The sequence below is a fragment of the Agrobacterium radiobacter genome (assembly GCF_040801995.1).
In the GTDB taxonomy this organism is placed as follows: domain Bacteria; phylum Pseudomonadota; class Alphaproteobacteria; order Rhizobiales; family Rhizobiaceae; genus Agrobacterium; species Agrobacterium radiobacter.
The window spans coordinates 2719274-2738847 of sequence record NZ_JBEGHX010000001.1 but is presented as its reverse complement, the minus strand read 5'-3'; the positions used below and the strand labels follow the sequence as shown (position 1 = coordinate 2738847).

Annotated in this window: 17 protein-coding genes; 10 read left to right on the top strand and 7 right to left on the bottom strand. The window is 59.3% G+C overall.

Going from position 1 to position 19574, the window contains the following annotated elements:
• The first annotated feature begins 60 nt into the window (after positions 1-60).
• From MRBLRC7O_RS13405 to MRBLRC7O_RS13395, 3 genes are all read left to right on the top strand, one after another.
• Positions 61-1557, top strand: coding sequence for a CoA-acylating methylmalonate-semialdehyde dehydrogenase (locus MRBLRC7O_RS13405; protein ID WP_003507376.1), 1497 nt, complete (start codon positions 61-63; stop codon positions 1555-1557).
• Between the two features lie 222 nt (positions 1558-1779).
• Positions 1780-2850 carry a YjgN family protein gene (locus tag MRBLRC7O_RS13400; protein WP_003507373.1) on the top strand — a complete coding sequence of 357 codons (1071 nt, stop codon included), beginning with the start codon at positions 1780-1782 and terminating at the stop codon, positions 2848-2850.
• Complete coding sequence (locus MRBLRC7O_RS13395; RefSeq protein ID WP_003507371.1) at positions 2840-3910, top strand: M48 family metallopeptidase; 1071 nt, start codon at positions 2840-2842, stop codon at positions 3908-3910. The genes MRBLRC7O_RS13400 and MRBLRC7O_RS13395 overlap by 11 nt, the downstream gene beginning before the upstream one ends.
• A 24-nt stretch (positions 3911-3934) precedes the next feature.
• Here MRBLRC7O_RS13395 and MRBLRC7O_RS13390 read toward each other — a convergent pair whose 3' ends face one another.
• The gene (locus tag MRBLRC7O_RS13390; protein WP_035213122.1) at positions 3935-4984 is read right to left on the bottom strand and encodes a Fe(3+) ABC transporter substrate-binding protein; all 1050 of its coding nucleotides are present in this window, start codon (positions 4982-4984) and stop codon (positions 3935-3937) included.
• A 173-nt stretch (positions 4985-5157) separates the two neighbouring features.
• Between MRBLRC7O_RS13390 and rirA the strand changes: the two genes are divergently transcribed.
• The 7 genes from rirA to MRBLRC7O_RS13355 all read left to right on the top strand — a co-directional run bounded on the left by rirA (position 5158) and on the right by MRBLRC7O_RS13355 (position 11421).
• A complete protein-coding gene (gene rirA / locus MRBLRC7O_RS13385; RefSeq protein WP_003507367.1) occupies positions 5158-5628 on the top strand; it encodes an iron-responsive transcriptional regulator RirA in 471 nt (156 codons plus the stop codon).
• Positions 5629-5798: 170 nt separating this feature from the next.
• The gene (locus MRBLRC7O_RS13380; RefSeq protein ID WP_035213120.1) at positions 5799-6845 is read left to right on the top strand and encodes an AbrB family transcriptional regulator; all 1047 of its coding nucleotides are present in this window, start codon (positions 5799-5801) and stop codon (positions 6843-6845) included.
• Positions 6846-6994: 149 nt separating this feature from the next.
• Positions 6995-7906: a glycine betaine ABC transporter substrate-binding protein OsmF gene (gene osmF, locus MRBLRC7O_RS13375; protein WP_003507364.1), complete on the top strand. Its 912-nt coding sequence runs from the start codon at positions 6995-6997 to the stop codon at positions 7904-7906.
• 79 nt (positions 7907-7985) lie between these two features.
• Positions 7986-9152, top strand: a complete 1167-nt coding sequence (locus MRBLRC7O_RS13370) for an ABC transporter permease (protein WP_003507362.1) — start codon at positions 7986-7988, stop codon at positions 9150-9152.
• Positions 9149-10087 (top strand): ABC transporter ATP-binding protein, encoded by a 939-nt coding sequence (locus MRBLRC7O_RS13365; protein ID WP_003507360.1) that lies wholly within the window; start codon positions 9149-9151, stop codon positions 10085-10087. The genes MRBLRC7O_RS13370 and MRBLRC7O_RS13365 overlap by 4 nt, the downstream gene beginning before the upstream one ends.
• On the top strand, positions 10084-10824 hold the full coding sequence (locus MRBLRC7O_RS13360) for an ABC transporter permease (protein ID WP_003507359.1): 741 nt from the start codon (positions 10084-10086) through the stop codon (positions 10822-10824). The genes MRBLRC7O_RS13365 and MRBLRC7O_RS13360 overlap by 4 nt, the downstream gene beginning before the upstream one ends.
• Before the next feature lie 108 nt (positions 10825-10932).
• On the top strand, positions 10933-11421 hold the full coding sequence (locus MRBLRC7O_RS13355) for a gluconokinase (protein WP_003507357.1): 489 nt from the start codon (positions 10933-10935) through the stop codon (positions 11419-11421).
• Here the strand turns inward: MRBLRC7O_RS13355 and MRBLRC7O_RS13350 are convergent.
• The 6 genes from MRBLRC7O_RS13350 to MRBLRC7O_RS13325 form a co-directional block, all read right to left on the bottom strand.
• On the bottom strand, positions 11418-12719 hold the full coding sequence (locus MRBLRC7O_RS13350; protein ID WP_161973981.1) for an NAD(P)/FAD-dependent oxidoreductase: 1302 nt from the start codon (positions 12717-12719) through the stop codon (positions 11418-11420). The genes MRBLRC7O_RS13355 and MRBLRC7O_RS13350 overlap by 4 nt on opposite strands.
• Position 12720: 1 nt before the next feature.
• Positions 12721-14082, bottom strand: a complete 1362-nt coding sequence (locus tag MRBLRC7O_RS13345) for a glutamine synthetase family protein (protein ID WP_060727103.1) — start codon at positions 14080-14082, stop codon at positions 12721-12723.
• A gap of 172 nt (positions 14083-14254) precedes the next feature.
• Positions 14255-15502, bottom strand: a complete 1248-nt coding sequence (locus MRBLRC7O_RS13340) for an NAD(P)/FAD-dependent oxidoreductase (RefSeq protein ID WP_035213090.1) — start codon at positions 15500-15502, stop codon at positions 14255-14257.
• Between the two features lie 101 nt (positions 15503-15603).
• A complete protein-coding gene (locus tag MRBLRC7O_RS13335; protein ID WP_080866508.1) occupies positions 15604-17244 on the bottom strand; it encodes an ABC transporter ATP-binding protein in 1641 nt (546 codons plus the stop codon).
• Between the two features lie 5 nt (positions 17245-17249).
• Entirely contained in the window at positions 17250-18395 is a 1146-nt protein-coding gene (locus MRBLRC7O_RS13330) for an ABC transporter permease (RefSeq protein ID WP_003507348.1), read from the bottom strand.
• Positions 18395-19489: a microcin C ABC transporter permease YejB gene (locus MRBLRC7O_RS13325; RefSeq protein WP_080865723.1), complete on the bottom strand. Its 1095-nt coding sequence runs from the start codon at positions 19487-19489 to the stop codon at positions 18395-18397. Before MRBLRC7O_RS13325 ends, MRBLRC7O_RS13330 begins: the two co-directional genes overlap by 1 nt.
• Between the last annotated feature and the right edge of the window lie 85 nt (positions 19490-19574).

Below are 19574 nucleotides of genomic sequence, written 5' to 3'. Positions count from 1 at the left end.
GCGATTGATTTGTGCAAATCGAAAGGTAATGCTGCGCCATCACATTCTGGAGGAAAACCCATGAAGGAAATCGGTCATTTCATTAACGGCAAGCATGTGCCCGGCACCAGCGGCCGCACATCCAATGTCTACAACCCGGCCACGGGGGAAGTGCAGGCGACTGTCGCACTTGCGAGCGAAGCCGAGCTGCGCGCCGCCGTGGAAAGCGCCAAGGCTGCGCAACCCAAGTGGGCCGCCACCAACCCGCAGCGCCGCGCCCGCGTTTTCTTCAAGTTCGTCGAACTTCTGAACCGCAACATGAACGAGCTGGCGGTGCTCCTCTCCAGTGAGCACGGCAAGACCGTCGAGGATTCCAAGGGCGATATCGTCCGCGGCCTCGAAGTCTGCGAATTTGTCTGCGGCATTCCGCATCTGCAGAAGGGTGAGTTCACCGAGGGCGCAGGCCCGGCCATCGACATGTATTCGATCCGCCAGCCGGTCGGCATCGGCGCGGGCATCACGCCCTTCAACTTCCCCGGCATGATCCCGATGTGGATGTTCGCCCCGGCGATTGCCTGCGGCAACGCCTTCATCCTGAAGCCATCTGAACGCGATCCGTCGCTGCCGATCCGCCTTGCCGAACTGATGATCGAAGCCGGTCTTCCGGCCGGTATCCTCAACGTCGTCAACGGTGACAAGGGTGCCGTCGACGCCATCCTGACCGATCCTGACATCGGCGCGGTCTCCTTCGTTGGCTCGACGCCGATCGCCCGTTACGTCTACGGCACCGCCGCCATGAACGGCAAGCGCGCGCAGTGCTTCGGCGGCGCGAAGAACCACATGATCATCATGCCGGATGCCGATCTCGATCAGGCCGTGAACGCATTGATGGGCGCCGGTTACGGTTCGGCCGGCGAGCGCTGCATGGCTGTTTCCGTTGCGGTTCCGGTTGGCGAGGAGACGGCAAACCGCCTCGTTGAAAAGCTCATCCCGCAGATCGAAAGCCTGAGGATCGGCCCCTATACCGACGACAAGGCCGATATGGGCCCGCTCGTTACCAAGGAAGCGCAGACGCGCGTCAGAGGCCTGATTGACAGCGGCGTTGAACAGGGCGCGAAGCTGCTGGTCGATGGCCGCGACTTCAAGCTGCAGGGTTATGAAGACGGTTATTTCGTCGGCGGTTGCCTGTTTGACCACGTCACCCCTGACATGGACATCTACAAGACCGAAATCTTCGGACCGGTTCTGTCCGTCGTTCGCGCCAAGAATTACGAAGACGCGCTCGAACTGCCGATGAAGCATGAGTACGGCAACGGCGTTGCGATCTACACCCGTGACGGCGACGCTGCCCGCGACTTCGCAAGCCGCGTCAACATCGGCATGATCGGCATCAACGTTCCGATCCCGGTTCCGCTCGCCTATCACTCCTTCGGTGGCTGGAAGGCTTCGAGCTTCGGCGATCTCAACCAGCACGGCACGGATTCGATCAAGTTCTGGACGAAGACCAAGACGATCACCTCACGCTGGCCGTCGGGCATCAAGTCGGGTGCCGAATTCGTCATGCCGACGATGAAATAAGCCGAAAAGCCGGCAATCAGAAAAAGCCCCGCTGTTTGCGCAGCGGGGCTTTTTTGATTAAAAGAAAACAAAAATCATCAAGTTTTTCCTTCAAAATATTTCCACTTAAAGATGTTATGGCGTAAGACAGCCGTTGCGGCGTGGGGACGCCGCCAAACCGACGATAGCGGGGAAGCCTGCAACTCAATCTGCCCGGAGAGGGGCATGCCATGAGGGACCATTATGAGTGACATCTCTGTCAGCGTGGATCAGCGCGCAATCGAACGCGGCTCGTTCAGCGGAAATGCCAAGGAATATTTTGGAATCTGGATCGTCAATATTCTCCTGACGATCATCACCATCGGCATTTATTCCGCCTGGGCGAAGGTGCGCCGCAAGCGTTATTTCAACGGCAACACCGTGCTGGCCGGCCGCGCTTTCGGCTACCACGCCACTGGCGGGCAAATCTTCAAGGGCCGCCTGATCGCCTTTGCCTTCATCGTCATCTCGCAGCTCATCGGTCTTATCCATCCGTTTCTGGTCTTCGTGCCGGCAATCCTGCTGATGATCTTCTTTCCATGGCTGATCACGCGCAGCATTCGTTTCAATGCGCGGGTGACGAGCTATCGCAATGTGCGTTTTGATTTTGTCGGCACGGCGTGGGGCGCTTTTGTCTCCATCCTGCTTGGCAGCCTCGTTGCGTTCTTCTCCTTCGGCATTCTGGCGCCGCTGTCCAGCCGCTGGGCAAACCGCTATATTTTCGGCAACCTGCGTTATGGCGACCGCCCCTTCAGCGCCGACCCCAAGATTGGCAAGCTCTATCGCGCCTGGATCATTCCCGCGATCATGGTGGTGATCGGCGGCATCGTGGTCGGCTTCTTCGGCCTTGCAGCCTTTGCGGCAAACAGTGCGATGCTCGAGGACGAGACTACCGCCATGGCCACGGCGCTCGCATCGCTCTATGTGGGCGTTTTCGGCGCATTTCTGGTCTATGGCCTTGCCGGCGTCGTTTATCGCACCGGCGTTCGCAATGTCGTCATTTCCTCCATGCTGCTGGATGGAAAGCATGACCTGCACAGCGACCTGCATCGCGGCCGCTATCTCTGGATCGTCATCTCCAACCTGATCGTCACCGTTTTCACCCTTGGTCTGATGCGGCCGTGGGCGGCGGTCCGCGAAGCGCGTTATACCGTGGAGCGCACGGCAATCCGTTTCAACGGCGATGTGGGCGAGGTCCTCTCCTCGATGGAAGCAACGGGGGCCGCCGTCAGTGCCGAATATATGGATATGGAAGGTTTCGAATTTGGTTTCTGACACCGGAGAAACCGTTTCGGGCGAGTGGCATACCGCTCGCTCCAACCTTTCCAGTGCCGCCAGGCTGAAGCTTGGCGGCACGGTCCTTCTCGTGCTCGATGCGAAGGACAACCACGTCAGAACCCAGGCCGAGATAAAAACGGTCGAGATCAGCCACCGGGTCGGCACCATCCCCCGGGAGTTGCATTTTCCCGACGGGTCGCTGTTCGAAACCCGCGACAATGACGGCGTGGACCGGCTGCTTGGCCAGCACATTGCCAAGCGATCCGGTTTCGTGCACTGGCTGGAACAGTTTCGCCCGCGGCTGATCGGCATCACCGCCGCAGCCGTTCTTCTGGCTTACGGCACCTACAAGCTGGCGCTTCCGGCGCTCGTGGAACTGGCGGTCGCGGTAACCCCGCCGATCGTTCCGCAGGTCATGTCGGCCAGTACCATGCAGGCCCTCGACCAGGCAGTCTTCTCTCCAAGCGAACTTCCGCAGGAAGAGCAGGACGCCATCCGCTCTGAATTTTCCCGGATCGCCGCCCATGCGGAAGGTTCGCCTGACGACTACAAGCTGAATTTCCGCAAGGGCGGTTACATCGGCCCCAATGCCTTTGCACTGCCGGATGGCACGCTGGTATTGACGGACGAGCTGGTGGAGCTGGCCGGCAACGACAGGCAGATGATCGCCGGGGTTCTCGCCCATGAAATCGGCCATGTCGAATATGAGCACAGCCTGCGGCAGCTATACCGCGCCGCCGGGGTTGCCGGTCTTGTCATGCTGATTGCCGGCGATGTCGGTTCGGCCATGGAGGACATTCTTACCCAGGGCGGCGGACTTCTGGCGCTATCGCACTCGCGCGATGCCGAGCGGCAGGCGGATCAGCGCTCCGTGGAACTGATGCGCAAGGCCGGGCTTGACCCCACTGCCATCGAACGCTTCTTCGCGCTGCTGGAAGAAAAACTGGGCGACAAGGGCGGCACCAGCATTGTCTCCACCCATCCCGGAACGCCGGAAAGGCGCAAGGCTATCCTCGACTACAACGCTTCGCTGGACAACAAGCCGGCGGGTAACTGACCCGCCGGTATACGGAAAACGGCTTCAGTTGGTCGGGCCGTCGTTGAAACCCACTTCATCCACCAGTTCGGATGCCTGCTTGCGACGGGCGGCGATGTCCGTCAGCGGCAGCTTGTCGGGATGGATGGGACCGAAACCCTTCACCACGTCGGAAGGCTCGGCACCGGGCAGCACCGGATATTCGAAGACTTGTTTAGCGTAAATCTCCTGCGCCTCGCGAGAGGCCAGGAATTCCATGAGCTTCAGCGCGTTGTCCTTGTTGGGTGCGTATTTCGTCAGCGCCATGCCGGAAATATTCACATGTGTGCCGCGATCGCCCGCATTGGGGAAGATCACCCGCACCGATCCAGCCCATTCCTTTTCTTCCGGCTCGCGATCATTGGTCAACATCAGGCCGACATAATAGGTATTGCCAAGCGCGATATCGCACTCGCCGGAAAAGATCGATTTCGCCTGGCTGCGGTCTGTTCCGTCAGGCTTGCGGGCGAGATTGTTCTTCAGACCCGTCAGCCACGTGCGGGTATAATCGACGCCGTGATGGGCGATCATCGAGGCGATCAACGCGATATTGTAGGAATGCTGGCCATCGCGAATGCAGATCTTGCCCTTCCACTTGGAATCAGCAAGCTCCTCATAGGTAATGTCCTTCTGTGTCACCCGCTCCTTCGAAGCGTAGACAACCCTACCGCGCGTCGTGAGACCAAACCATTCGCCCTCGGGATCACGCAGGTTGGCGGGGATATCCTTTTCGATGACGGGATCGCCCAGAACCGGCTGGGTAACCTTGCCTTCCTTCGCCTCGACGAGGCGGGCGATATCAACCGTCAGCAGCACATCTGCGGGTGAATTGACACCCTCGGCCTGGATGCGTTCGACCAGCCCCTTGTCGAGGAAAAGTACATTCGCCTCTATGCCGGTTTCTTTGGTGAAGGCATCGAGCAGCGGCTGGATCAATTCAGGCTGGCGATAGGAATAGACGTTAACCTCCCCCTCTGCCAGAGCGGCGGGCGCGAAGGAAAGGATCGTCAGCCCTGAAAAAACGGCAGCGGAAAAGTATGATTTCAAGCTTGCCATTATGAATGCCTCCATTACATTCCGATTCTTGACTTGTTTGTTCATGAATCATCAGGACGGTCAACAAGGCTGTTTAAGAAATATCTGATGGGTGCCAGTTTTTTCAGTTTCTGGAATTGTTCTAAACTGAAAAAGAGACTATATAACTCCACATTGAGAGTTAGGAGACCAGCATGCGCTTGACCAAACAGACCAACTATGCCGTTCGCATGTTGATGTATTGCGCCGCCAATGAAGGCCATCTGAGCCGCATTCCTGAGATCGCCAGAGCCTATGGCGTTTCGGAGCTGTTCCTGTTCAAAATCCTGCAGCCGCTCAACAAGGCGGGCCTGGTGGAAACCGTGCGCGGCCGTAACGGCGGCGTGCGCCTTGGCAAACCCGCTGAAAAAATCAGTCTGTTCGACGTGGTGAGAGTGACTGAAGACAGCTTCGCCATGGCCGAATGCTTCGAAGATGGCGCTGTGGAATGTCCGCTTGTGGACAGCTGCGGCCTCAACTCGGCGCTTCGCAAGGCGCTCAATGCGTTTTTTGACGTTCTGGCGGAATACTCGATCGATGATCTCGTCAAGGCTCGGCCGCAGATCAACTTCCTGCTTGGCCTGGACACGGAAATGCCGAAGGTCGCTGCCCTTCCGGCTGCCTGATCATCCCATTTCCTCCTCGGCAATTGTCATAGCCCGTGTCCTTGAGGTCACGGGCTTTTCTTTTATGGAAGACGCGCGAAATATAATATTTTTGATCCCGCGTGTTGACGTCGCGAACGGAAGCGGCGCATTTGGTCACGAGCTTTTTCAAGCAACCAATCAGCGTCGCAATGATCATCAAGCCTGAATTCCATACATTTGCGCTTACCGCGCTCATCGGCAGCATAGGTGCGCTGCTCGCCAGCCTCATCGATATCCCGGCACCCTTTCTGTCCGGCCCGGCGCTTGCGGTGACGATCACGGGGCTCGCCGGCATAAGGCTTGGCGTTCCCGCTTTCATCCGCAATGCCTGTTTCGTCGTCGTCGGCATTTCGATGGGAACGAGCGTGACGCCCTCCGTGATAGATGCCGCGAAGACCTGGCCCGTGAGCTTCGTCGTCGTGCTCGTCGCTGTCGTCATCATGCTCTATGTCGCTTACTGGATCCTGCATTACGGCTTCGGTTACGACCGGACAACGGCGATGCTGGGCGCCTCTCCCGGTCATCTCAGCTATATCATCAGCCTTGGTGCCGAGACGAAAAGCGACCTTGCAACCGTCAGCATCGTGCAAAGTGTGCGGGTGCTGGCGCTAACACTTTCCGTGCCGCTGATCGTGGAATATTTCGATCTCGTCAGCACGGAACCGCTTGTCACCAACCCGCCAATGGGCCTGTTCACGCTGGCGCTGACCATCGGCGCCTCGCTTCTGACCGGCTGGCTTTTCCTGCGCTGGAAGTTTCCGGCCGCACTGCTGCTGGGCGGCGTCGCCATTTCCATCAGCACCCACATTACCGGCCTTACCGAGGGTGGTGTTCCCACCTGGCTCAGCCTGCCGGTTTATGTGCTGATCGGTTGCCTTATCGGCACACGCTTTTCGAATGTCTCGCTGATGGACGTGCGGAAAGGCTTTCTGGCGGGTTTCGTCGTCACAATCGCCGTGATGCTGATTGCCGGCAGCATTGCCTGGATGATTTCCGGTGTGACCGGCGTCCCGCTCAATGCCGTCATGATCGCCTATTCACCGGGTGGCCTGGAAACCATGGCGGCGATGGCAGTGATGATGCATGCCGATACCGCCTATGTCGGCTCCCACCACGTCATCAGGCTTCTCTTCCTCTCCGTTCTCATGCCGCTCGTCATGGGCAAGGATGCGCGCAAGCGGGACGACGAAGCCTGACGAAAGCGGCCATCGGCACCGACGGGAGCCATCGACGCGAAAATGCGGATGGCGTGCAACCTTTTTTCTTTCCGGTCGTTGATACTCCGCCGCAATTGCGGCGGCGATCTTTCGCCTGTTCGGCAGGCTGACCCACCGGAGGAACATTGATGAACCGCTTGATGACGTTGACGGGCGCCGGACTTGCGCTTGCCTTTTCTGTTTCCATCGCTCAGGCGCAGGTGGTGGTGTCGTCGAAGATCGATACGGAGGGCGGCGTTCTTGGCAACATCATTCTCGCTATCCTGAACCAGAACAAGATCGAAACGACAGATCGCATCCAGCTTGGCGCCACACCGGTTGTGCGAAAAGCGATCACCGCGGGCGAAATCGACATTTATCCTGAATATACCGGCAACGCCGCCTTCTTTTTCTCCAAGGCGGACGATCCACTCTGGAAAGATGCCGCCAAGGGTTATGAAGAGGCCAAAACACTCGATTACGATGCCAACAAGATCGTCTGGTTGACACCATCGCCGGCCAACAACACTTGGGCAATTGCCCTGCGCAAGGATGTCGCCGACAAGAACAATCTGAAGACGCTTTCCGACTTCGGCAAATATGTTGCCGATGGCGGCGAGGTGGTCCTTGCCGCTTCTTCCGAATTCGTCAATTCCGCCGCAGCGCTGCCTGCATTTCAGACCACCTATGGCTTCACCATGAAGCCTGACCAGCTGATCACGCTTTCCGGCGGCGACACCGCGGCCACGATCGCCGCCGCCGCCAACCAGACGAACAACGCCAATGCAGCCATGGTCTATGGCACGGATGGCGGCATCGCCCCCTCCGGCCTTGTGGTGCTGGAGGACGACAAGCATGTGCAGCCGGTCTATCAGCCAGCACCGATCATTCGCGAAGAGGTTCTCAAAAAGCACCCGAATATTGAGGAACTGCTGAAACCGGTGTTCGAAAAGCTCGATCTGGCAACGCTGCAGGATTTGAACGCCCGCGTGCAGGTGGGTGGCGAACAGGCCAAGACCGTAGCGCTCGACTTTCTGACCAAGAACGGTTTCGTCAAGTAACACTCGCGGCGCTGGAGCGGACTTCGGGAACGGAAGCGTTCTCCTGGTCCCGCCCTAACCCAGGGGAGGGAAGCTGGATTTGACGAAATGGCCTGACAAGGTGGGCGTACTGATTTCGTGCCTGCTTCTTTATGCGCTTTTTATATCGCCCTTCATGACATTCCGCGCAAACCGGATCGTTCAGGGCGAAACAAGAACGGTCTTCGAAGCCCTTCCGGCTGCGGCTGCCGCCGTTCTCACCGCCATCATTCTCCTTGCGGCTTTCATCGCATTTTTCCGCTGTCCCGCGCGACTGAAGCTCACAGTCGCGCTGGTCGGCCTTGCTGCACTGGCGGTTTTTGTCGGCCAGGCGGCGTCTTTCCTCACGCCGCAGGGCAATGGTTTTGCCCGCGTTTCGCCCGCCAGCGGTTTCTGGCTGATATTTGCCGGATTGGCTCTGCTCACCACGGATTGTATTGCGCGTCTCCAGCCGAAGCCCGCCGTTAGGATTTTGCTGTTGCTGGTGGCGGTGGCTGCGCTTGCGGCGGTGCTGACAAGCGGCCTCTGGAACGATCTCTCCATCATCAAGGAATATACCGGCCGGGCCGATATATTCTGGACCGCGGCCCTGCGGCACGTGGAGCTTGCCATCGGCTCGCTGATCGCGGCGACCATCGCGGGTATTCCGCTCGGCATCCTCTGTTACAAGGTCGAACGGCTGCGGGCGGGGGTGCTGAATACCCTCAATATCGTCCAGACCATCCCCTCCATCGCCCTTTTCGGTTTGCTGATCGCGCCGCTCGGATGGATCGCGGCCACGGTCCCGGGTGCAGCGAAGATCGGCATTGCCGGCATCGGCATGGCGCCCGCCTTCGTGGCGCTGTTTCTCTATTCGCTGCTGCCGGTGGTTTCCAACACCGTGGTCGGCCTTGCCGGGGTTTCGCAGGCGGTGCGGGAAGCGGCGCGCGGCCTTGGCATGACACCGGTGCAACGGCTGCTGCGGGTGGAATTTCCGCTGGCCATGCCGGTCATCCTCACCGGTATTCGCATCGTGCTGGTGCAGAATATCGGGCTGGCGACGATCGCGGCCCTGATCGGCGGCGGTGGTTTTGGCGTTTTCGTGTTTCAGGGCATCGGGCAGACGGCCATGGACCTCGTGCTGCTTGGCACCGTGCCCACCGTTCTTCTCGGCTTTGCCGCCGCGATCACCCTCGATGCGCTCATCGACAGCAATCTCTTCAGCGCAGGCGGAAGGCAAAAGGCATGATCGAGATCGACACCATCACGAAACGATATGGCGATACGACCGTCGTGGATCAGGTATCGCTAACGGTAGCGCCGCGCACCGTCACCGTCATCGTCGGCACCTCGGGGTCGGGAAAAACCACCCTGCTGCGCATGATAAACCGGCTGGTGGAGCCAACCTCCGGCATGATCCGGATCGACGGAGAGGATGTCAGCGCGATACCCGGCTTCAAACTGCGCCGCCAGATAGGCTATGCCATTCAGGGCCATGGCCTGTTTCCGCACCGGACGGTCGCCGAAAATATCGCGACCGTGCCGCAGCTGATCGGCTGGGACCGCAAGCGCATCGCGGCCAAGATCGATGCGCTGATGCACCTCTTCCAGCTTGACCCCGCGCTCTATGCCGACCGTTTCCCACATGAACTCTCAGGCGGCCAGCAGCAGCGCGTCGGCGTGGCGCGTGCGCTGGCCGCCGAACCCAACATTCTCCTGATGGACGAGCCCTTCGGCGCCTTGGACCCGGTGATCCGCGCCAAGGCCCAGAACGATCTTCTCGATATCCAGAAGAAGCTCGGCGTGACGGTCGTTCTCGTCACACACGATATGGACGAAGCTTTTCATCTGGCGGATCGTATCGCCGTGATGGACAAGGGCCGCATCGTCCAGGACTGCCCGCCATCCGAGCTCGTGCTGAAACCGGCGACGGATTTTGTCCGCACCATGATCGGCGAAAACGAACGGGCGCTGAAACTGCTTTCGGTTCTCTCCGTTGCAGACATCGTAGAGCCGGGAAGTGCCGAGGGTGAACCGCTCACCGAACATACAAGCCAGCGCGACGCCCTGTCGGCAATGTTATGGGCGGGCCGCGATGCCTTGCCGGTAATCAAGGCTAACGGGCAACCCGCCGGCCGGGTGCGGCGTGACGTTCTCCTCCAGCGTGCCGCCGGCGCCCCATGAAAAACACCTTATCCCTGTTTGCCCTCGGTTTCCTGACGCTGGCGCTGATCATCTTCCTCGCCGTGCCGCAGGTCTTCGCACCACTGTTCCGCCCTCTCGTGCAGGCCAATGCGCCGGCGATCTACACGCAGGCAAATCTGTTTTCCCTGACGCTGTCACATCTAACCACAGTCGCGATTGCGACCGGGCTCGCCACGCTGATGGCGGGCGCGCTTGCGGTTCTCGTCACCCGGCCATTCGGGACGGATTTCCTGCCGCTCTCGCGCAGCATCGTCAATATCGGCCAGACTTTTCCGCCCGTGGCAGTGCTGGCGCTTGCCGTACCGATAATCGGTTTTGGCGAAAAACCAACGCTTATGGCGCTGTTCCTCTACGCGCTGCTGCCGGTTTTCGAAAATACGCTGACAGGGCTGACCACCCTGCCCGCCACCGTGATGGATGCCGCGAGAGGCAGCGGCATGACCGGCTGGCAACGGCTTGTCAAAGTGGAATTGCCGCTCGCCCTTCCGGCCATTCTGGCGGGCATCAGGCTTTCGGCGGTCATCAGCCTTTCCACCGCTACCATCGGCTCGACAGTCGCGGCGCATACGCTCGGTGAAGTGATCATTGCCGGTCTGCAATCCAACAACCTCGCCTTCATTCTGCAGGGCGGGCTTATCGTTGCGGCGCTGGCGATCCTGATTCACACCGGCTTTTCCGCGCTGGAAAAAGCCGCAGCCCGCAAAACCGGGCACTGACATGGGCAAGCCCCGCATTTTTGTATTCCCGATATCTGCCGCACATGTTAGGGGCTGACCGTCGAAACAGAAATATCAGAGGTTCGGGTGACACAGGCAATTGTCGTGATGGGAGTGAGCGGCTCTGGCAAGTCCACGGTCGCAGAGGAACTGGCGGAAAAACTGGGTATTGCCTTCATCGAGGGCGACAAGCTTCACCCTAAATCCAATGTCGATAAAATGTCCGAGGGTATTCCCCTGACTGACGAAGATCGCTGGCCCTGGCTCGATCTGATCGGCGCGGAACTGCGCAAGGGCAGCGAAAATAACGGTGTCGTCGTTTCCTGCTCGGCGCTCAAGAAAATCTATCGCGACCGGCTTCGCAAGGCTACCGGCGGCCCGCTTGCCTTCGTTTATCTGGATGGCAGCCTGGAACTTCTCAGCCGGCGCATGGGTGAACGCAAAGGCCATTTCATGCCACTTTCGCTGCTGCAGACCCAGCTTGCCACGCTGGAAGTGCCGACCGGCGAACCGGGCGTCGTAACCGTCAGCATCGACACCACACCCGAGGATATTGCGAAAAACGCACTTTCCGGTTTGAAGGCGGTAACGTTCTAAAATCCGAGCCTGTCGCGCATGCCGTACCACCATGCACCAAGCACGGTCAGCGGCACGCGGAACGTCTTGCCGCCCGGGAACGGATAGTTCGGCAGCGAACTCCAGATATCGAAACGTTCAGCGTAACCGGCAACGGCCTCGCCCAATATCTTGCCAAGCAGATGCGTGGTCGTGACGCCATGGCCGCTGTCGCCATGCGAAAAATAGATATTGTCCGAGAGCCTGCCCATATGCGGGATGCGCGTCAGGGTCAGCGCGAAATTGCCGCTCCAGGCGAAGTCGATCTTCGTCTTTTCCAGTTGCGGGAAGGTCTTCAGCATGTTCGGCCGGATCACGCCCGTCAGATCGGCAGGGTCGCTGCCGCCATAACCGATGCCGCCGCCATAGAGCAGGCGATTATCCGAGGTGCGGCGGTAATAATCGAGAATGTAATTGGCATCCTCGACGCAATAATCGGCGGGCAGAAGCTCCTCAATCAGGTCGGCATCGAGCGGCTCCGTCGCCATGACCTGGCTTGAGACGGGCATCATCCGCTCGCCGATTTCCGGTAGCAATGTGCCGAGATAGGCATTGCCGCAGACGAGAACATATTTCGTCCTCACACTGCCCGTCGCGGTCCGCACGACGGGGTTCTCCCCCTGCTCTACCGCAATGACCCGCGAATTTTCGAATATCCGAGCACCGAGGCTTTCAGCCGCCGCCGCTTCCCCCTGCACCAGATTGAGCGGGTGGATGTGGCCACCGAGGCGGTCGATCATACCGCCGGCATAACGGTCCGTCTTCACATACTGGCCGACATCCGCCTTGGAGACCATTTCGAGCCCGCCATGGCCGTGTTTTTCCCACTGGGCCTTGTGAGCTTCCATTTCGCGGATCTGTTTCGGCGTAAAGGCGGCAAAGAAACCGCCATCGACGAGATCGCAGTCGATGGCGTATTTCGCGATGCGGCTGCGGATGATCGCGCCGCCTTCAAGCGACATTTCTCCGAGCTTCACCGCCTTTTCGTGCCCGTAACGGCCGGCAATGGTCTCGAGATCACGGCTATAGCCGTTGACGATCTGGCCGCCATTGCGACCCGAAGCGCCGAAGCCGACCCGCACACCTTCAAGAACGATGACGGAATAGCCGCGCTCACTGAGTTCAAGCGCTGCGGAAATGCCGGTGAAACCGCCGCCGATGACGCAGACATCCGCTTCCAGCGCGCCTTCAAGTGTCGGCCGCACGGATTTGACATTGGCGGAGGCCGCGTACCAGGAGGATGTGTGGCCGGGATTGGGAATGTTCGTTACCTCAGCCATCTCACACCGTCCTGATATAGGCGTCATATTCGACGTCGGTTACACGCAGGGAAAATTCGGAAAGCTCCTGCTGTTTGCAGGCGGAAAACAGCGTCCGGTACTTCTGGCCGAGCGTCGCATAGGCAAAGCTCGATCGTGTGAAGCGCTGCAATGCATAGTCCCAGTTGGTGGGCAGCGGCTCGTGGTTGATCGCGTGGCTGTCGCCGGCAATCGCGCCGCCGGGTTGGCGTTTCTCCTTCATGCCGGCAAGCGCGGCGCTCAGGATCATCGCGACAACGAGATAGGGATTGGTATCGGCACCGGCGACGCGATGTTCGATACGCGTCGCCGCCTTGCTGGCAACGATGACACGCACCGCCGCCGAGCGGTTGTCGATGCCCCAGGAGGCATAGGTTGGCGCATGTTCGCTGGGGGTCAACCGGCGATAGGAATTGGCATGGGGCGCGAAGATCGCCATGCTTTCCCCCATGTTTTCCAAGAGGCCGCCAACCGAATGCATCAGCGCATCCGACGGGCCATTTTCCCCGGCGTAGATGTTCCTGCCGTCCCTATCGAGAACGGAAAAATGCACATGCATGCCGTTGCCGGCCTGCAAACCGTAAGGCTTGGCCATGAAGGTCGCGTCGAGATCGTGCCGGCGCGCCACGCCCTTGACGATGCGCTTCAGGAAAACGGCAAAATCGGCGGCCTGCAGGGCATCCGGCACATGGTTGAGATTGATTTCATATTGTCCGGGGCCGTTTTCGCGCAGCGTCGTATCGGCAAGAACGCCCTGCGCCCGACAGGCTGTGGCAATGTCATGGAAGACATCCTCGAAATCCTGCAATTCGGAAATCGACAGAACCTGTGTCTGGCCCGTATGCCACCGGCCCTCGCGGCTATGCGGCGGACGGACCGGGTCAAGTGCAGAGCGGACGGGATCGATCAGGTAAAATTCGAGTTCGGTCGCCACGACCGGCGTGAGACCGGCCTTTTTATAGGCGCTCAGAACCTGCGCCAGAACATGGCGCGGATCACCATAAAAACCGGTTCCATCCGGATTTTTCATCGCCAGCAGAACCTGTGCTGTCGGCCTGCCAAGCCATGTAACCCGCGACAGCGTGCCGGGAACGGGAAAGCAAAAACCATCGGGATCGCCCGTGCCTTCCGCAAGACCTGCGGCATGCACATCCCGCCCCCATATATCCAACGCATAAACGGAACGGGGGATAGCCATTCCCTTTTCAAGAACGTCGATTGCCCGTTCGCGCGGAATCCACTTGCCGCGCGGCACACCATTCGCGTCTATGACGAAAGCTTCAAGTATTTCGATATCGGGGTTATCGGCGAAAAATTTCTTTGCGTTTTCAATATCATCCATCATGCACCAGCAAGCCGTTTCCATCTCGTTTCATGCGCAGCGAAGGTCGCTAACGAAAATCGTCCTGCTGCTGATAGATGAGAAACCTCGCCACCATGATGACGTTTGCCCCTTTTCCCCTTTGCACTTGACCATGTTACGTGGCCTGTCCCCGGAAGGCCAGCGGATTTAGCTATCAGGGATTGAACCTTTCCGGGCGATAGGCGTCGATGGCGATAACAGGCGTTTCGCCCAGCATGGTTTCCGCCAGCACACGGCCGGTGATCGGCCCAAGCGTGAGGCCGTGATGGGCATGTCCGAAAGCAAACCACAATGTTTTATGACGCGGTGCCTTGCCGATGATCGGCATCATATCCGGCGTGCAGGGCCGCGCGCCCATCCACGGTTCCGCATCCAGCCTGCCGCCAAGAGGAAAGACGGTGCGCGCCACCCGTTCCGCCCGCTCGATCTGCACGGGAGATTTCGGTGCATCGCGCTCGGCAAATTCCGCACCCGTCGTCAGGCGGATACCCTTGCGCATCGGCGCAAGGAAATACCCACGCTCGGCATCGATCAGCCAGTTATTGAGCTTCGTGCCCTCCTGGGGCGCATAATGCATGTGATAGCCGCGCTTCACGCCAAGCGGGAAACGGTAACCCAGCCGTTCCGTGACGGTATCCGCCCAGGGACCGAGCGCCACGACGGCATGTTCGGCCTCGATTGCGCCGGTCTCGGTGCGCACCGTCCAGCCGCTTGTCGTTTGGCTGAGGGTGAAGGCATCGCCCCGGACAAAAGTTCCGCCGAGGCTTTCAAACAGTTTGACATAGGCAAGCGTCAGCGCGTGCGGATCAAGCACCGACCACGGGTCATCCCATTTCAGCCCGCCGACGAAATCCCGGCTGAGATGCGGTTCGGCCGCGGCAAGCTTTTCGGCATCGAGTTTGGTGTGGGATATGCCGTGCTCGCGCGAAAGACGCTCGGCAAAGGCATAATCAGCGTCCCGCCTTGCGGCGGTCCTATAGGCCTGCATCCAGCCATTTTTCACGATCAGATCGCCGGCCTTGGCCTCGTCGATCAGGATGCTGTGCTCGGAAACTGAATGTTCGATCAGCGGCGTATAGGCGCGGGCGATCGTGGCATGCCGCATGGCTGCGGAATTATACCAGTAACGGCCGAGGAAAGGCGCCATTCTCGGCAGGGCAGAGGGCCTATAACGGACATCGATCCTGTTGTTCAGCGAATAGCGCAGCAGCAGCGCAAGGTCGTGCGTGAAGCCATAAGGTACCACGCCCTCTCTCTGGATCAGCCCCGCATTACCGAAAGAGGTCTCTTCGCCCGGTCCGCGCCGGTCCACCAGCACTACCGATTTGCCCCTCCGGGCCAGTTGCAAAGCGACAGAGACCCCGATGATCCCCGCTCCCAAAACGACCACATCCGCTGCCATCGCAATCAATCCGTTTCCATGTCACGTCCATCGCAACATGGGTCGGCATTTTCCGCGAAGCAACAGAAAAATCATTGCCTTAATGGAAAATTCGACGCGCCTTACTGGCTGACCGCTTTCGTTTTCACCGCCTCGATATTGAAGGCCGCCGCCAGCAGCGCCTTGGTATAGTCCTGCTGCGGGTTGGCGAAAATATCCGCCGCCGGACCGCTCTCCACCACCTTGCCGTGGCGCATGACAATCAGGTCGTTGGCAAGCGCCTTCACCACCTTCAGATCGTGGCTGATGAAGAGATAAGCCAGCTCGTGCTTTGCCTGGAGATCGCGCAAGAGATCGACCACCTGCGCCTGCACACTCATGTCGAGCGCGGATGTCGGCTCATCCAGCATGACGAAACGGGGTTTAAGCACCATGGCGCGGGCAATGGCGATGCGCTGGCGCTGGCCTCCGGAAAACTCATGCGGATACCGCCAGCGGGTGGCCGGATCGAGGCCGACCTCTTCCAGCGCAGTGGCCACACGGGTATCGCGCTCGTCGGCCGAAAGAGATCGCTCATGCACTTTCAGGCCCTCGGCGACGATCTCGCCTACGGACATGCGCGGGCTGAGCGAACCGTAAGGGTCCTGAAACACCACCTGCAGCCGGTTTCTGAGCGGCTTCATCATTTCATAGGAATAGTGGTCGATCGACTGGCCGATGAAGCTGATACGTCCCTCAGACGCGATCAGCCGCGAGAGAGCCAAACCGAGCGTCGTCTTGCCCGAGCCGGATTCGCCCACCACGCCCACCGTCTGGCCTGCACGCAGGGTGATATCGATACCGTCGACCGCTTTCACATGGTCGACCACCCGACGCATCAGCCCCGCCTTGATCGGGAACCAGACCTTGATATCGTCGCCCTGCATGACCACGGGTTTGCTGGCGTCGGAAAGCGGCGGCTCACCCTTCGGTTCGGCAGCCAGAAGATGGCGGGTATAGGCGTGTTGCGGATCGGTAAACACCTGCTCCACCGTGCCGGTCTCGACGATCTTTCCCTTGGTCATGACGCAGACGCGGTCGGCAAATTTGCGGACGATACCGAGGTCATGGGTGATGAACAGCATGGACATGCCGTGCTGCGTTTTCAGATCACCGAGCAGCTCGAGAATCTGGGCCTGAACCGTCACGTCAAGCGCCGTCGTGGGTTCATCGGCGATGAGCAGTTTCGGCCGGTTGGCAAGCGCCATGGCGATCATCACACGCTGCCGCTGGCCGCCGGACAATTCATGCGGATAGGCCTTCAGGCGCTTTTCCGGTTCGCGAATGCCCACTTGAAGCAACAGTTCCAGCGTACGCGCCCGCGCCTCCGCGCCCGTAATCGCCTGATGCAGCTCCAGAATCTCACCGATCTGCCGCTCGATGGTGTGGAGCGGGTTGAGCGAGGTCATCGGTTCCTGAAAGATCATGGTGATGTCGTTGCCGCGCACGGCGCGAAGCGCACGTTCCGGCAGGGTCAGCATATCCTTGCCGTCGAACAGGATTTTCCCCGAAGGATGGCTCGCTGCCGGATAGGGCAGCAATTTGAGGATGGAATTCGCCGTGACCGACTTACCGGAACCGGATTCGCCAACGAGGGCGACGACTTCGCCCGGCATCAGGTCGAAGGAGACCTGATCGACGGCGATGCTGGTCGCGCCGCCCTGATGGAAGGCGACGGAGAGATCACGGACAGAGAGAAGCGGCTGAATATTTGTTTCCGTCATGGCGATCACCGAAACGTCTTGCGTGGGTCGAAGGCGTCTCTAACCGCCTCGCCGACGAAGATAAGGAGGGAGAGCATGATGGACATGGTGAAGAAGGCGGTGAGACCAAGCCAGGGCGCCTGAAGATTGTTCTTGCCCTGCGCGATCATCTCGCCCAGCGACGGCGATCCCGGCGGCATGCCGAAGCCGAGGAAATCGAGTGAGGTCAATGTGGTGATCGAACCGGACAGGATGAAGGGCAGGAAGGTCAGCGTTGCCACCATGGCGTTGGGCAGAAGATGCCGGAACATGATCGTCCAGTTGCCGACGCCAAGGGCGCGGGCGGCGCGGACATATTCGAAGTTTCTGGCACGCAGGAATTCGGCCCGGACGATGCCGACGAAGCCAACCCATGAAAAGAGCAGCATGATGCCGAGCAGCACGAAGAAGCCCGGCGGCAGGATGGCCGCGATGATGAGCAGGATGTAAAGCACCGGCATTGACGACCAGATTTCGATGAAACGCTGCAGAAGCAGATCCGTCCAGCCGCCGAAGTAACCCTGAATGGCGCCGGCCGTGACCCCCACAAGGGCGGACGCGATGGTGAGCGTCAGGCCGAAAAGAACGGAAATACGGAAGCCGTAGATCATCCGCGCCGTGACGTCGCGCGCCTGATTGTCCGTTCCAAGCCAGTTGAGATTGCCGAGCGTGCAGCCGGGATCGGCATTGCCCTGCGGATAGGCCGAGCACCGTTCCTTTTCATCCATCAGCCAGAAGGGCGCGGTGGGAGCGGAATGCGGAATATTGGAATTGACCGTCTGATAGGAATAACGGATCGGCGGCCAGATCATCCAGCCATTGGCGTTGATCTCATCCTGAATGAAGGAGGATTTGTAGTCGGTCTGGGCCAGGAACCCACCGAATTTTTCCTCCGGATAATCAACCATGACCGGCACCAGAATCTCACCCTTGTAGGAGGCGAGGACGGGTTTGTCATTGGCGATGAATTCCGCGATCAGGCTCAGGAAAAACAGGATCAGGAACAGCCAGAAGGACCAGTAACCGCGCCGGTTTGCCTTGAAATTCTGCCAACGGCGCTTGGTGGTTGGCGAAAACCACGGGCGCTTCGGTTTCACCAGCGTTTCCGTTTCTGCGGTATGGGCAAGTGTCATCACACGTCCCTCCGCTCGAAGTCGATACGTGGATCGATCCATGTATAGATCAGGTCGGAAATCAGGCCGACCACGAGGCCCATCAGCGAGAAGATGAAGAGTGTGCCGAACACGATCGGATAGTCACGGTTGACGACCGACAGATAACCAAGGCGGCCAAGGCCATCCAGCGAGAAGATATTCTCGATCAGCAGCGAACCGGTGAAGAAGGCCGAGATGAAGGCACCCGGAAAACCGGCGATCACGATCAGCATCGCGTTGCGGAAGACATGGCCATAAAGAACCCTGCGTTCGGTGAGACCCTTGGCGCGGGCGGTGACGACATATTGCTTCTTGATCTCGTCGATAAAGGAATTCTTCGTCAGAAGCGTCGTCGTCGCAAAAGCCGAGAGCGACAGCGCGATCAGCGGCAGGGTCAGGTGCCAGAAATAGTCTATGATCTTCTGCCACCAGTTCAGCTGCGCGAAATTATCCGACACCAGACCACGCAGCGGGAACCAGTCGAAGAACGAGCCGCCGGCGAAGAGAACGATGAGAAGAATGCCGAACAGGAAGCTCGGCACCGCATAACCGATGATGATGATGCCTGATGTCCAGACATCGAAAGTCGAGCCATCGGAAACGGCCTTCTTGATGCCGAGCGGAATGGAGATGATGTAGGAAATGATCAGGATCCAGAAACCGAGCGACATCGACACCGGCAGCTTGTCGATGATGAGATCGATGACAGAGGAATTTCGGAAGAAGCTGTCGCCGAAATCGAAGCGGATGTAATTCCACATCATCTCAAGAAAGCGGGTGAGCGGCGGCTTGTCGAAACCGAACTGTTTCTCAAGCTTGGCGATCAGCTCCGGATCGAGCCCCTGCGCGCCGCGATATTTCGAGCCGCTTTCATCGAAGCCGCCGGACTGGCCGAGAAGATCGCCGCCGCCGGAGAGACGGTCGGAAGCACTGTCGCCCTGCCCCGTCAGCTGCGCGACGACCTGTTCCACCGGCCCGCCGGGCGCGAACTGGATGACAAGAAACGAAATGCCCATAATGCCGATAATGGTCGGGATCATCAGCGCCAGACGTCTGAGGATATAGGCGCCCATCAGCCCTTGCTCCCGGCCGATACGTCAGCGGTTTTCGTTTCTGTCAAACCCGGTCCTTTCCTGAAAGCGCTGCCTGCGCGCTTTA

What these genes read in the sequence shown, in the direction of transcription:
- MRBLRC7O_RS13405 (WP_003507376.1), top strand. Translation starts at nt 61, where the DNA reads ATGAAGGAAATCGGTCATTTCATTAACGGCAAGCATGTGCCCGGCACC.
- MRBLRC7O_RS13400 (WP_003507373.1), top strand. Translation starts at nt 1,780, where the DNA reads ATGAGTGACATCTCTGTCAGCGTGGATCAGCGCGCAATCGAACGCGGC.
- MRBLRC7O_RS13390 (WP_035213122.1), bottom strand. Translation starts at nt 4,984, where the DNA reads ATGGCAAGCTTGAAATCATACTTTTCCGCTGCCGTTTTTTCAGGGCTG.
- rirA (WP_003507367.1), top strand. Translation starts at nt 5,158, where the DNA reads ATGCGCTTGACCAAACAGACCAACTATGCCGTTCGCATGTTGATGTAT.
- MRBLRC7O_RS13380 (WP_035213120.1), top strand. Translation starts at nt 5,799, where the DNA reads ATGATCATCAAGCCTGAATTCCATACATTTGCGCTTACCGCGCTCATC.
- osmF (WP_003507364.1), top strand. Translation starts at nt 6,995, where the DNA reads ATGAACCGCTTGATGACGTTGACGGGCGCCGGACTTGCGCTTGCCTTT.
- MRBLRC7O_RS13365 (WP_003507360.1), top strand. Translation starts at nt 9,149, where the DNA reads ATGATCGAGATCGACACCATCACGAAACGATATGGCGATACGACCGTC.
- MRBLRC7O_RS13360 (WP_003507359.1), top strand. Translation starts at nt 10,084, where the DNA reads ATGAAAAACACCTTATCCCTGTTTGCCCTCGGTTTCCTGACGCTGGCG.
- MRBLRC7O_RS13355 (WP_003507357.1), top strand. Translation starts at nt 10,933, where the DNA reads ATGGGAGTGAGCGGCTCTGGCAAGTCCACGGTCGCAGAGGAACTGGCG.
- MRBLRC7O_RS13350 (WP_161973981.1), bottom strand. Translation starts at nt 12,719, where the DNA reads ATGGCTGAGGTAACGAACATTCCCAATCCCGGCCACACATCCTCCTGG.
- MRBLRC7O_RS13345 (WP_060727103.1), bottom strand. Translation starts at nt 14,082, where the DNA reads ATGATGGATGATATTGAAAACGCAAAGAAATTTTTCGCCGATAACCCC.
- MRBLRC7O_RS13340 (WP_035213090.1), bottom strand. Translation starts at nt 15,502, where the DNA reads ATGGCAGCGGATGTGGTCGTTTTGGGAGCGGGGATCATCGGGGTCTCT.
- MRBLRC7O_RS13335 (WP_080866508.1), bottom strand. Translation starts at nt 17,244, where the DNA reads ATGACGGAAACAAATATTCAGCCGCTTCTCTCTGTCCGTGATCTCTCC.
- MRBLRC7O_RS13330 (WP_003507348.1), bottom strand. Translation starts at nt 18,395, where the DNA reads ATGACACTTGCCCATACCGCAGAAACGGAAACGCTGGTGAAACCGAAG.
- MRBLRC7O_RS13325 (WP_080865723.1), bottom strand. Translation starts at nt 19,489, where the DNA reads ATGGGCGCCTATATCCTCAGACGTCTGGCGCTGATGATCCCGACCATT.